The organism is Candidatus Brocadiia bacterium (genome assembly GCA_041658285.1).
Lineage (GTDB): Bacteria > Planctomycetota > MHYJ01 > JACQXL01 > JACQXL01 > JBBAAP01.
The window spans coordinates 172,740-185,788 of sequence record JBBAAP010000003.1; the positions used below are offsets into that span (position 1 = coordinate 172,740).

The window sequence follows — 13,049 nt, forward strand, 5'->3', positions numbered from 1 at the left end:
TTCGTGGTAAAATCTTAATCTGCGGCTGTAACCGGCAATGCGTCTGCCGCCGGACAATAATTAAATTATTCCCCAAAAATACTTGACAATACTTTTCGGTATGCTATATTCTATGGTTATGGAACAATCTAACTACGTTAAGGTATTCAAAGCCCTGTCAAACGAACAGCGGCTCAAGATATTCCTTATGATCCACAAGGGTTGCTGTTCGGCCGATGGCGACGGCACCTCCAAAATCAAGATCGAAGACAAGGCCTGTTGCCCCGTGTCCGGCGTCATCGAAAAAGCCTTTACCAAGGTGTGCGACTGCATGAACCTTTCCCGGTCAACCGTCTCGCACCATTTCAAAGAACTCCAAAACGCCGGGCTGATAACCTGCGAACGCGACGGGCAGATGTATCGCTGCCGGATAAATAAGGAAACCGTCAATGCCATCAAGGATTTCCTGAAGTAGTTTTTTTTGTCTTATCGGTTCGACAGTGTTCGAACTGTAGTGATAGACAGTATGGAAAAACCAACGAAAGGAGGTGATAACTATGTTTAACTGTTGCGGTAAAGACGCCAAGTCTATTTGCGAACAGCTTGACTGCAAGGTGACGGAAACGTCCAAAGGCGTTCAGGTTGAAATCAGCGCCAAAGACGCGTCCAAGACAGAAGCGCTAAAGACCTTAATCAAGTCTCTGCGCGCATTCTGCGAATGTTGCTAAGCGGCCAAAGCAAGGCCGGGAGGTGGGCGCCCGCTTCCCGGCATTGCCCCAATAAAAAAGAGAGGTATCATGAAAACGACAAAAGAAAACTATCTCTACGCCCTGGGATTCAAATGGCTGGCCCCGTTGTATGACCTGGCCGTAAAAATAATCATCAATGAAGAAGAATTCCGGGCCCACATCGTCCGGGCCGCAAACATCAAGCCCCATCATAAAGTCGTTGATTTGGGCTGTGGCACGGCCTCCCTGGCCATAAAGATCAAGCAGGAACATCCCCAGGCCGAGGTTACCGGCTTGGATGGCGACAACAAAATATTAGGCATTGCCCGGGGAAAAATAGATGGTTTGAAACTGGATATTGCATTGCAGGAAGGAATGATATTCCGGCTTCCCTATCCGGACAATTCCTTCGACCGGGTCTTCAGCACGCTCACCCTGCACCACCTTAAAACAGAGGACAAAGTAAAGGCGCTTCAGGAGATATGGCGCATTCTCGCGCCGCTGGGTGAAATACACGTGGCCGATTTTGATAAAGCCGCAGGCAAAGACAACGTATTGGTTGGATTCCTTAAAAACCTGCACCCGCATAAAATAGCCGACACCCGCCGGTCGCTGGAACAAATGCTTGCGGACACAGGTTTTACCTCCGTAAGAAATCAGGGGATTTTCAAGACCATGGTTGGAAAGATATATTGCCTTGGGGCCATAAAAGGCTGATATGCAAAGTTATCTGGGGGTAAACTACGCGAACGGGACGTAGAGTCACTTAGATCCCGACTATTGAGCCGCATCGAAATCCAGGAGTTCCGCAGAGCCTCCCGCTTAGAGGGGTACTTATGCAGAATTTCGTCGGGACAAGCGCATTATTTGACAAAAACGTCGCCCGGAAGACCGCAGAGAGAAGCCTTTTGTAAAGGATAAATAAAGGGAAAGAAAATATGGATAGTGTATAAAATATAAATTACTTATGTCTTATTTCTTTAGAGGTTTTTGTTCCTCCTTTTTTGTTATTCTTAATGGTGGTGGTTGTGGTGGCGGCTGTATTTGCGGTTTTGGTGTTTGTTGGTTCTGTTTCATATATTAATCATCCTTCATTAATAAGCCTTAATTTATTTACTGATTCTTTATTTTTTTGGTTTTTTGGGTATTTGTCCTTCCCTTAATATCCTTAGCGGGGGAGGTTGTGGTTTCTTTGGCTGTTGAGGTTGTTGTGGTGTCTGCGATGGTTGTTGATTTTGGTTGCTGGTTTTCTCTTGTTGCATATACCTGTTCTCCTTGTTTTAGATTAATCACTTCTGTTTTCATTACATTTTTCTGAGAAACTGATAAATAAGGCAAAAAGCCAATTATTATAATTATAACAGATGCGACATTTATTTGATGTGCCCAGTATAATAATGCTGATTTTTTATCATTATTTCGCGCATTCATAGTTGAGGCATCCATGAATGCTTTATAAAAAAACACATTAATATCTCTATCTGTATCATCCCAAGACGCAGTTGGGCTTTTATTAGCGGCATAATATTTAACGGTGTCACTTAAGTATTTATGAATATCTTCTGTATAAGGAAGATTTGCGTAATCGGATTTTTTAAGTACCCGGGATAGTAAAATTATTGATGCAATGACAGTAATAGATGAGCACAAGCAACAAATGCCCAAGATTATAGACGCAGGATCCCATTTGGAAGAAGGGATTAGGATTTTCCAATAATACGCGACCACCCCTGAAAGTATTGTTACGAGGGTAACTGGTAGGGTCAGTTGAGAATAAATCTTATCTCTTCTTTCTAGCTCTTTCCAGTAAACACGCTCAATAAAATTTTGATATTCTTTAGCTTCCATGGAATACTACATCTTAATCCCTATAAATGGTAGTCCTTTGGGTGTTGCACTATCCAATACTAGGTGCGATAACATACTCAATCCACCTGCCGTGATCCCATCTTTAAGTTCTGTGGGTAAATTACTTTGGTTTGCTCTGATAAGTCCTATAATGGTTAAAACCCCTGCACTCATACTATGAAATACCTCGCGGTGATTTGGGTTTGTGGCTGGTTCTAACCAGTCTGGAACAGTGGCACAGGCAAATCCTAATGAGGCACCTCCGCCCGTATATAATAAAAGTTCAGCCCAGCTAAATTTTTCTTGCTCTCCCTTTTTCATTCTGTCAAATTGGCGGACTAAATCAATAATTAATCCTGTTCCACCGCCAAGCAAGAAACCCCATTTTGCATGTCGTCCGAAATTTGGCATATCAACTACTCCTTAATAACTGTTAAGTAATTTCTTTTCTTTAATTAGAGCAAAATATTCTTATTTGTCAAGTGGTTTTTTTTATTTTGTCTTAGTAAAAATCTTGCAATTAAATCTGCTCACAAAGAATTTAACAAGAATTCTCATTTTTCAATGTCAGATTTTCCTTATCTGGTTATCCGGTGACACACACCATTTCGACAAACACTTATAGTAAGCCCATTTCCAGGCGCTGTTTTCGGCAAATAAGCTCTTTTTCGCCCTTAAATCCTAATATAATGCATATTTGGCAGGGGGTACCTATACCCTACCCCCACCCATAACACCTATATGTCATAATCCATCAACACAAGCGCACAAGCGGGACAGACCACCTATTTTGTAAACGTTGATTTATCTATGTTTTAAGGCATAGTTTCCCAGAAATCATTTTTTCCCTGCCCAACCCCTTAGTGATATTCGGGGCGTGGTATGACGAGCTCCCGGCGGCTTTCTATCAGAACTCCGGGAACGCAATATCCTGACTCCAGGAACGTAATACCCTGACTCCGGGAACGCAATATCCTTATTCCGGCAACTCTCTACCCTGACCCCGGTAACACAATATCCTCACTCCGGTAACACAATATCCTGACTCCGGGAACGCAATACCCTGACTCCGGGAACGCAATACCCTCACTCCGGTAACACAATATCCTGACTCCTGGAACGCAATACCCTGACTCCGGGAACGCAATATCCTGACTCCAGGAACGTAATACCCTGACTCCGGCCACCGGCCACCCCCACCCCCTTTTCCCAACAAGGCGTTGGTTATTTCAGGAATTCGCAAAAATGCTGATGGCATAACTCATTACCATATAATAGGTTATAAATTTGCCGTAATTTTCACACCTCTAAAAAACCAACAAGGCGTTGGTTTTTAGGCTCCTTATGGAGAACAAGAGTAGATTGGGGTTCGTCAAGTATTCACTTCATTTAGCAGAACATCGCTAACCTGAATAATAATGTATATAAGGAAGCGATGATTGCCACGGATAGCGCCAGGCAGGTTCGCACTGGCACTAATCCCACTCCGCGAAGTTTATCCTGAGCATTAAGGAAGTGCTTCGGGGATCTAAGAGACAGTACGGCTCTTTGTTTGTAGTGCCACTAATCCCACTCCGCTGCGCTTCGGGGATCTAAGTGCCGCTAACTCCCTTCGGTCGAAGCGGCACTAAGAGAGAATCGGAATTTTCTTGACTTGGTCTGTTTGGGGAGTATGAAAGATAAGATTATGTCAAACGAAATGTATTATTCCCAGACGCACGAGTGGGCCCGGGTCGATGGCGACACGGTGACCGTGGGCATTACGCCCTTCGCGGCCGAACACCTGAGCGACCTGATTTTCATCCAGCTGCCCAAGGCCGGGGCGCAGGTCAAACAGGGCGCGCCGTTCTCGGAAATCGAATCGGTCAAGACGGTTAGCGACATCAACAGCCCGGTCAGCGGCCAGATTACTGAGGTCAACGAGGCCGTGGCCGGTAACCTGAACGCCATCAGCACCGACGCGCTTGGCACCGGCTGGCTGATTAAGGTCAAGCTGTCCGGAACGGATGAGCTGAAGAAGCTTATCACCGCCGACGCCTATAAGAAACTCTGCGACTCGGAAGGCGGCCATTAAGGCGCCTTAAATTACAAATTTCAAATTACAAATTGCAGATTGTTTGAAATCTGACATTTGCAATATGTAATGGTAGGAATTCTATGCCTTATATTCCTCATACGCCCTCGGATATCGAGGCGATGTTAAAGGCCATCGGGGCTAAATCGGTGGACGAGCTGTTTTGCTGTATTCCTGAAAAGGCACGGCTGAAACAGCCGCTCAAACTACCCAAGGCCGTTTCCGAGACCGAAATCACCCGCGAGCTGACCGATATGGTCCGCTGTAACCAGGGGGCGCATACGATGCCGTCTTTCCTGGGCGCCGGTTGCTATAATCATTTCATCCCCAAGGTGGTGGACCATCTGGCCGGCCGGAGCGAGTTTTATACCTCTTATACGCCTTACCAGCCGGAAATAAGCCAGGGGATGCTCCAGTCGTTCTTCGAATACCAGACCATGATGTGCGAGCTGACCGGGTTGGACGTTTCCAACGCGTCGCTCTACGACGGCGCCACGGCCGTGGCCGAGGCGGCCCTGATGTCGCTGGCCGTTACCAACAAGAATAAAATCGTCATCTCCAAAACAGTTCATCCGGAATACCGCCAGGTGCTCAAGACTTATCTGCACGACCTGAGCAAGGCGGTCAATCTGGTGGAAATTGGTTTCAAGGACGGCGTGACGGATATGGCGGCGCTCAAGGGCGCGGTTGATGCCGACACCGCCTGCGTTATATTCCAGACGCCGAATTTCTTCGGGGCAATCGAGCCGGCCGATGAAATCAGCGCTATCATACACAATGTCCAGGGACTGCTGGTCAGTTTCGTCAACCCGGTCTCGCTGGCGCTGCTGAAGCCGCCGTCCGCGTACGGAGCCGACATCGCCATCGGCGACGGCCAGTCGCTGGGCAATACCATGTCGTTCGGTGGGCCGCACCTGGGTTTTATGGTGGTCAAGAAGGATTTCGTGCGCAAGATGCCCGGCCGGATTATCGGACAGACGGTCGATACCGACGGCCAGCGCGGGTTCGTCCTGACCCTGTCCACCCGGGAACAGCATATCCGCCGGGAAAAGGCAACATCCAATATCTGCTCCAACGAAGGACTGCTGGCCCTGCGGGCGGCTATTCATATGTCGGCCCTGGGCAAACAGGGCCTGCGCGAAGCGGCCGAGCAATGCCTGCAGAAGGCGCATTACCTGGCATCGAAGCTGTCTGCCAAGCCGGGATATAAACTGTTATTCGCATCGCCGTTCTTTAACGAGTTCGTGGTCCAGTGCCCCGAACCGGTCTTCGTTATCAATAAGAAATTGCTGGATAAAGGAATCATCGGCGGTTTGGATTTGAGCGGATTTTATCCGGAGCTCAAGCACACCATGCTTATGGCCGTGACCGAGATGAATACCAAAGAGGAGATGGACGAGTTAGTTAAGAGTTTGTAGAATAAAGTCCTGATACCGCTACAAGCGGTATCTGGATAAGACCCAGTACGTCACTTTGCCCGCCTGCGGCAGGCGAAAGATTCCTACTGGCTCATAATATGCAACTGATATTTGAACAATCTAAACCGGGCCGCAAGGCGTATACCCTGCCGGAGCTGGATGTTCCGGCGCAGGAGATAAGCAAGCTCATTCCGGCCCAGTATCTGCGTACCGGCCAGCCGGCCCTGCCTGAGGTGGACGAGCTGACCCTGGTGCGCCATTACACGGCTTTATCCCGGCGCAATACCGGAGTGGACAACGTCTTTTATCCGCTCGGTTCCTGCACCATGAAATATAATCCCAAGATAAACGAATCACTGGCCGCTCTGGACGGGTTTAACCTGGTACATCCGTACCAGCCCGAGGAAACGGTCCAGGGTATGCTGGAGATGATATACAACCTGGCCGAATACCTCAGGGAGATTTCCGGCCTGCCCGGCGTGACGCTGCTGCCGGCGGCCGGGGCGCACGGTGAGTTCACCGGTATCAAGGTGATAAAGGCCTGCCTGCAGGCCCAGGGTGACGCCCGGAAGCAGGTACTGATACCGGATTCGGCGCACGGCACCAATCCGGCCAGCGTGGCGTTCAGTGGTTACCAGCCGGTCGAGGTTAAGTCCGACGCGCGTGGCAACGTCGACATCGCCGACCTCAAGGCCAAAATCAATAACCAGACCGCGGCCATAATGCTGACCATTCCCAACACGCTCGGCCTGTTCGACGAGCATATTTTGGAGGTGGCCGATATCGTCCACAAGGCCGGGGCTTTTGTTTATATGGACGGCGCCAACCTTAACTCCATTATGGGCATCGTCAAGCCGGCCGATTTGGGTGTGGACGTGATGCATTTTAACCTGCATAAGACTTTTTCCACTCCGCACGGCGGCGGCGGCCCGGGTTCGGGTCCGATTGCCGTTTCAGCCAAACTGAAAGAGTATCTGCCGCCGCCTTACGTGGTTAAGAATAAAGATAAGTTCTCCCTGGTGATTGACGCGCCGGGCAAGGCGGTCGGTCGGCTGAAGGGATTTTACGGGCACATCAACGTCCTGATTAAGGCATATGTTTATGTCCGGATGATGGGCCCGGCCGGGCTGAAACAGGTTTCCGAGATGGCCGTGCTCAACGCCAATTATATCATGAGCCGGCTCAAGCCGGATTACCATCTTTCCTACGACCGCTACTGCATGCACGAATGCGTGCTGGACGGTACCAAGCAGCTGAAGGAAAACGGCGTGCGCACCCTGGATATCGCCAAGCGCTTGATAGATTACGGGTTCCATCCGCCGACCATATACTTCCCGCTGATAGTGCACGAAGCCATAATGATAGAGCCGACCGAGACCGAAAGCAAGGAGACGCTGGACGGATTCATCATCGCCATGAAGCAGATAGCCGACGAGTCAGCCAAGAACCCTGCTCTGGTCAAGTCCGCGCCCCAGACCGCGCCGGTCAAACGGCTGGATGAGGTCAAGGCCGCCAAGGAATTGGTGGTCAGGTACACGCCCGGTAAATAAGTCATCCCCACTATAACGCATTACTTGACAGCCTTGCCGTCTTTGGTATAGAGAACCATATTATGCCCAAGCGAATAGTCATCATCGGTGGCGGCACGGCCGGGGCTTCGGCCGCGCTGGCGGCGCGCAAGTCGGACCGTCAGGCGGTAATCACCGTATTGTCGCGAGAAGCATATCCGACCTATTCCCGGTGCGGACTGCCCTTCGCCATCGGCGGCGTGATACCGGCACTGGAAAACCTGGTGGTCTTCCCGGAGAAGGTCTTTGCCGCCCAGAAGATAGATCTCAAGCTCAATACCGAGGTGACCAAACTCAACGTCCAAACCAAAGAGGTCACCTATCGCCAGGCCGATAAAGACGGTATCATCAACTATGACGCATTGATTATCACCAGCGGTTCGGTGCCATCAGTGCCCGGGCCGTTGCTAAAGGTCTTGGGCAGCCGCAGGTATTTCGTCCTGCGCACCATAGACGACGCCCGGCGGATAATGGCCCAGGCGGCCAGCGCCAAGTCGGCGCTCATCATCGGCGCCAGTTTTATCGGGTTGGAAACAGCCGAGGCGCTCAAGGAAAAATACAAGCTCGATGTCACGCTTATCGAACAGTTCCGCGTGCTTTGGCGGATGCTTGACGTTGACACCAGCAAGCTGGTCTACGACCACCTGGTGGCGCATGGCATTAAGGTCAGGGAAAACGAGACCTTGAGCGACCTGTCCGCCGTTCCGGAATCAGCCGTTATCATCGTCTCGGCCGGCATCAGGCCCGAGACCGCTATTTTCAAGGAGGCCGGCATAGAGGTCGGCCCGTCCGGCGGCATCAAGACCAACGAATATTTACAGACCAACTTTCCGGACATCTATACGGCCGGCGACTGCGCCGAGTCGGTTTCCGGCGCCACCGGCGAACCGCTGCTTATCGGCCTGGGCACTATCGCCGCCCGCCAGGGCGTGGCGGCCGGGATTAACGCCAGCTTGCCGGCCGACAGCATCGACCGGAAAACCGTCCCGATTATACTCAATGCATCGGTGCTGAAACTATTAGGCCGGGAAATCGGCAGCGCTGGATTTACTGAAGAATACTTTAAGAAAACCGGGAAGATAAGTACGGCCTCTGGCACCATTAAATTTCTGTCCTTGCCGCATTATTATCCTGGCGGCAGCGACGTTCACGTCAAGCTTATCGCCGACAGGTCCACCGGCGCGATAGTCGGCGGGCAGGTGTTGGGCCAGTCGGCCGTCGGCGCCAGGGTCAATATGATTTCGCTGATGATAGAAAACCGGATGACCGTGTCGGATGTTCTCCGGAGCGATTTCTGCTACTCCCCGCCGGTGGCTGACATCTGGGAGCCGATAACCATCGCCGCCCAGGCGCTGGAGCGGGTTATAAAAGCTAAAAAGATTTGATTCTATCGTTGTTTAAATTATAATCAAACCATATGGTAGGCGAGAATAAAAAACGGTTTGGGGAAATCCTCAAGGAGATGAAGCTGATTACGGCTGAACAGCTCGAGGCCGCCCTGAAGGAGCAGAAAACGACACCGGATAAAAAAATAGGCCAGATCCTGGTAGCCAAGGCCATAATCACCCCGGGCCAGGTTACGGCCGTGCTTTCACGCCAGACCGGATTGAAGTTCGTCCGGATTTCATCAGGCACCATAACACCGGAGATAATCAAGGCCATTCCCTCTAACATCGCCGTGGAATACAAGGTCATTCCGATTAAGAAGGAAGGCAAGGTTTTGACCTTGGCCGTGATTGAGCCGCCCGATATTTTCGCCTTGGACAACCTGCGTTTTGCCCTTAACGCCGAAATCGATTGCGTCCTGGCTACCGAAGAAGAGATTAACATGGCGCTGGGCAAGTATTACGCCAAGAGCATTGATGATTTCGGCAAGCTCGTCGGCGAAGCGTCCGGCGATGTTACCGAGCGGGGCAACAAGGAAGACCGTGCCGATATGTCGGCCGACGACGCGCCGGTTATCAAGCTGGTTAACACCTTCGTTTCCGAAGCAGTCAAGACCAGGGCCAGCGATATTCATCTGGAATCGATGGAAGACTCCGTCCGCATCCGCTACCGTATTGACGGCATCTGCCGCGAGATCGAGACTTTGCCTAAACGGCTTCAGGCGCCGGTACTGTCGCGCATCAAGCTTATGGCCGGGATGGATATATCCGAGAAGCGTAAGCCGCAGGACGGCCGCATTCCCATCAGCGTTGACGGGCGCGACTTCGATATCCGCGCCTCGGCCTTGCCCTCCACCCACGGCGAAAGCATCGTCCTCAGGTTGCTGGAAAAACAGTCAGTCATCACTCTGGAAAGCCTCGGTTTCCATCCGGATGATTATACCAGATTCAAAGCCATCATTAAAAAACCCAGCGGCGTGTTCCTGATTACCGGGCCGACCGGTTCAGGCAAGACCACTACCCTTTACGCCGCGCTTAAGGAACTCAATAAGCCCAACGTTAAAATAATCACCGCCGAAGACCCGGTCGAATACGTCATGCCCGGCATCAATCAGTCCCAGGTCCGCAAGGACATCGGGCTGACCTTTGCCGCTATCATCAGGTCGATGCTCAGGCAGGCGCCCAATATCATACTGGTCGGCGAAATCCGCGACATGGAAACGGCTGAAACCGCCATCCAAGCCGCATTGACCGGCCACCTGGTATTCAGCACGCTCCATACCAACGACGCCTGCTCGGCCGTGACCAGGCTTTTGGATATGGGCACCAAGCCGTTCCTGGTCGCCTCGGCGGTTCAGGCCATTATGGCCCAGCGGCTGATCCGGTTGCTCTGTCCTAAATGTAAATCGCCCCAGGAGCCAAGCGAAGGCGATTTGGCCGCACTGGGATTGAAACCCAAAGACGTCAAGGGTCGCGTCATATATAAAGCCGTCGGATGCCCGGAATGCGGTAATGAAGGATATAGGGGGCGCAAAGGTATTTACGAGCTCCTGGAAATAAACTCCGCCATCCGCGACCTGATTTTTAAGCGCTCATCAACAGCCAAAATATTCGAACAGGCCAAGCTGACCGGCATGGTTACCCTGCTCGAAGACGGCGTCAGGAAGATTGTCGAAGGGCTGACCTCGGTCGAGGAAATACTCCTGATGACCAAGCGAGAAGACATCTCTTATTAACCCCGATAGCAAAAGGAGTCAATTATGGCCATAGAACTGAACAAATTACTCGATGTTGTCGTGGACAAAGGCGCCTCGGACTTGCATCTGGCCGTGGGCCTGCCGCCGGTCATCCGATTGCACGGCCGGCTCCGGCAGCTCAACGTGCCGGCCCTGACCCAGGACGATACAACCGCCTTTATGAAATCCATCACCTCCGAGCGAAGCCAGATAGAAATCAAGGAAAAAGGCGGCTGCGACTTCGGTTTCGCCTACGAAAAGAAAGCCCGTTTCAGGGTCAGCGTTTTCACCCAAAAAGGCAATACCGGCTTGACCCTGCGCCAGATTCCGACCAAACTCCGGAGTATCGAAGAACTCGGACTGCCGGCCGAAACCATCAAGGCTTTGATGGACCGTCCGCGCGGGATGATTCTGGTTACCGGCCCGACCGGCTCGGGCAAGACCACCTCGCTGGCCACCATGATAGATTACATTAATACCAATATGGATTGTCATATCATCACCGTCGAAGACCCGATTGAATATTATCACAACCACAAGAAATCAATAATTACCCAGCGCGAAGTGCACAATGATATCGGTACGTTTGCCGAGGCTATTGTCAAGTCCCTGCGTATGGACCCGGACGTGATACTGGTTGGGGAACTGCGCGACCTGGAAACCATCTCCACGGCCATTACCGCGGCTGAGACCGGCCACCTGGTTTTCGGCACGCTTCATACCACCGGTGCGGCCCGGACCATCAACCGCATCGTTGACGTCTTTCCCAAGGAGCAGCAGGAGCAAATCCGCACCCAGCTGGCCTCGGCCCTGCTGGCCGTCATCTCCCAGGTACTTATGCCCCGGGCCGATGTGCCCGGCGTCATCGCGGCCTATGAAATAATGATTATCACCCCGGCCGTCGAACACCTTATTCGCGAGAACGAAACCCATAAGATTATCTCCGCCATCCAGACCGGCACTAAACAGGGCATGGTCTTGCTGGACGACTCGCTCTATAGCCTGTTTACCCAGAAAAAGATAACCTACCAGACTATGATGGAGTTCGCCCAGAACCCCAACGACCTTTCTTCCAAGGTCCAAGGGATAAAGAAATAGGATAGGGTGAAGTTCCTGCTGGCACTTATTTTTCTACGGATAAGTTGACAATAATTCCGATATAATCTATAGTTAGCAACCTAATTCTGTCTTTCAAGGAGGGCCGATAATATGTTCAAGAAAAGGGAATCGCCGGAGCTTTACGAAGTTCTGAAGCATCGCAATCTTGATGTGGGCAAGAACGCCGGCAAGGAAATCACCCTGGGCCTGGGCTCTAAGCCGGCCGAGAAAGCGTCGTCGCAGGAAAAGGACGACTATAATTCGCCCCAGACCATTCCTGAACTTACCAGTCCCCGGCCTTATCCCAAACTGCGCAGCCCTTTCCCGGTCAAGCTCGACCGGATGAAAAAACCGGCCGACCGCAAGCCGTCCTCAGGTGCCAATAACTATAGTGGGATCCTTTTGCTGTTACTGATCGTCGTTATCGTTGCTTTTATCATCTACGCTATCTGGTTCAGCGGATCTAAAACCACGGACGGAGCCGCAACCGCCGGCACCTCGGGTGCAACGACTGCCGGCACGGGCGACACCGGCCCGCGGGGTATTCCGCCGCCTCCGCCGGCTCCAGTGGTTAAAACCTGGTCCATTCGCCTGATTTATTACGAAGACAACGCCGTCGGCCAGCAATCAACCGAGAAGATGCTTCGGTTCCTTAACGACAAGAATGCCGCTGGCATATTTGTCCGCAAGGAAAAGCTTGATGGCGTCAAGAGCCTGGTGTTTTACCAGGGCAACTACAATACCCGGGAAGAAGCAAATAAAAATTTGAGCAAATACCAGAAACTTCATTATGGATTCAAGAAATGTTCTGCAGTGGAGGTAAATAAATAGTATGGGTATTCATAAAAGTTTAGTCACCAGCGGCAAACTGGCCCGCCATCGTAACGTTTTAAAGCGCGATGAACGTATTGCCCGGCTGACCGAAGAAGAAAAGTGGAAAGAAGAGTCCAACTCCGTGTTCGGCCTGCAGAAGGTGCGCAACATCCTGCACCGAGCCAAGAAGGTCAAGAAAGCCGCGGTTGAAGGTGAAGGCGTCGAGGCAGTTCCGGGCGCCGCACCGGTTGCCGGAGCCGCCGCCGCACCGGGCGCCAAACCAGCCGCTGGAGCCGCCAAGGGAGCCGCTCCCGCCGCAGCAGGTAAGGTCCCAGCCGCCAAGGGAGCCGCCGCACCGGCCGCGGGCAAGAAACCCGAAGCCAAGAAGTAGGATTAAAAGGT

General features: G+C 51.6%; 13 protein-coding genes. 11 read left to right on the forward strand and 2 right to left on the reverse strand.

The window, feature by feature from the left end; all coding sequences use genetic code 11:
* Nucleotides 1-118: 118 nt before the first annotated feature.
* From WC980_04590 to WC980_04600, 3 genes are all read left to right on the forward strand, one after another.
* Nucleotides 119-454 carry a metalloregulator ArsR/SmtB family transcription factor gene (locus WC980_04590; GenBank protein MFA5794328.1) on the forward strand — a complete coding sequence of 112 codons (336 nt, stop codon included), beginning with the start codon at nucleotides 119-121 and terminating at the stop codon, nucleotides 452-454.
* A gap of 82 nt (nucleotides 455-536) precedes the next feature.
* Nucleotides 537-707 carry a hypothetical protein gene (locus WC980_04595; protein ID MFA5794329.1) on the forward strand — a complete coding sequence of 57 codons (171 nt, stop codon included), beginning with the start codon at nucleotides 537-539 and terminating at the stop codon, nucleotides 705-707.
* A 69-nt stretch (nucleotides 708-776) separates the two neighbouring features.
* On the forward strand, nucleotides 777-1,424 hold the full coding sequence (locus WC980_04600) for a methyltransferase domain-containing protein (GenBank protein ID MFA5794330.1): 648 nt from the start codon (nucleotides 777-779) through the stop codon (nucleotides 1,422-1,424).
* A gap of 396 nt (nucleotides 1,425-1,820) precedes the next feature.
* Here the strand turns inward: WC980_04600 and WC980_04605 are convergent, their stop codons facing one another.
* Together WC980_04605 and WC980_04610 are read right to left on the reverse strand one after the other, a co-directional pair.
* A complete protein-coding gene (locus WC980_04605) occupies nucleotides 1,821-2,555 on the reverse strand; it encodes a hypothetical protein (GenBank protein MFA5794331.1) in 735 nt (244 codons plus the stop codon).
* 6 nt (nucleotides 2,556-2,561) lie between these two features.
* Nucleotides 2,562-2,966, reverse strand: a complete 405-nt coding sequence (locus tag WC980_04610) for a hypothetical protein (protein MFA5794332.1) — start codon at nucleotides 2,964-2,966, stop codon at nucleotides 2,562-2,564.
* Nucleotides 2,967-4,227: 1,261 nt separating this feature from the next.
* On the opposite strand from WC980_04610, the gene gcvH reads away from it, so the two are divergent.
* From gcvH to WC980_04650, 8 genes are all read left to right on the forward strand, one after another.
* The gene (gcvH, locus tag WC980_04615; protein MFA5794333.1) at nucleotides 4,228-4,629 is read left to right on the forward strand and encodes a glycine cleavage system protein GcvH; all 402 of its coding nucleotides are present in this window, start codon (nucleotides 4,228-4,230) and stop codon (nucleotides 4,627-4,629) included.
* Between the two features lie 83 nt (nucleotides 4,630-4,712).
* Entirely contained in the window at nucleotides 4,713-6,047 is a 1,335-nt protein-coding gene (gcvPA, locus tag WC980_04620; GenBank protein ID MFA5794334.1) for an aminomethyl-transferring glycine dehydrogenase subunit GcvPA, read from the forward strand.
* Nucleotides 6,048-6,145: 98 nt separating this feature from the next.
* Nucleotides 6,146-7,597, forward strand: coding sequence for an aminomethyl-transferring glycine dehydrogenase subunit GcvPB (gcvPB, locus tag WC980_04625; GenBank protein ID MFA5794335.1), 1,452 nt, complete (start codon nucleotides 6,146-6,148; stop codon nucleotides 7,595-7,597).
* Between the two features lie 62 nt (nucleotides 7,598-7,659).
* Entirely contained in the window at nucleotides 7,660-9,000 is a 1,341-nt protein-coding gene (locus WC980_04630; GenBank protein ID MFA5794336.1) for an FAD-dependent oxidoreductase, read from the forward strand.
* A gap of 32 nt (nucleotides 9,001-9,032) precedes the next feature.
* A complete protein-coding gene (locus tag WC980_04635) occupies nucleotides 9,033-10,736 on the forward strand; it encodes an ATPase, T2SS/T4P/T4SS family (GenBank protein ID MFA5794337.1) in 1,704 nt (567 codons plus the stop codon).
* Between the two features lie 24 nt (nucleotides 10,737-10,760).
* Nucleotides 10,761-11,834, forward strand: coding sequence for a type IV pilus twitching motility protein PilT (locus WC980_04640; protein MFA5794338.1), 1,074 nt, complete (start codon nucleotides 10,761-10,763; stop codon nucleotides 11,832-11,834).
* Between the two features lie 111 nt (nucleotides 11,835-11,945).
* Nucleotides 11,946-12,665, forward strand: coding sequence for a hypothetical protein (locus tag WC980_04645; protein MFA5794339.1), 720 nt, complete (start codon nucleotides 11,946-11,948; stop codon nucleotides 12,663-12,665).
* 1 nt (nucleotide 12,666) lies between these two features.
* The gene (locus WC980_04650) at nucleotides 12,667-13,038 is read left to right on the forward strand and encodes a small basic protein (protein MFA5794340.1); all 372 of its coding nucleotides are present in this window, start codon (nucleotides 12,667-12,669) and stop codon (nucleotides 13,036-13,038) included.
* The last annotated feature ends 11 nt before the right edge of the window (nucleotides 13,039-13,049 follow it).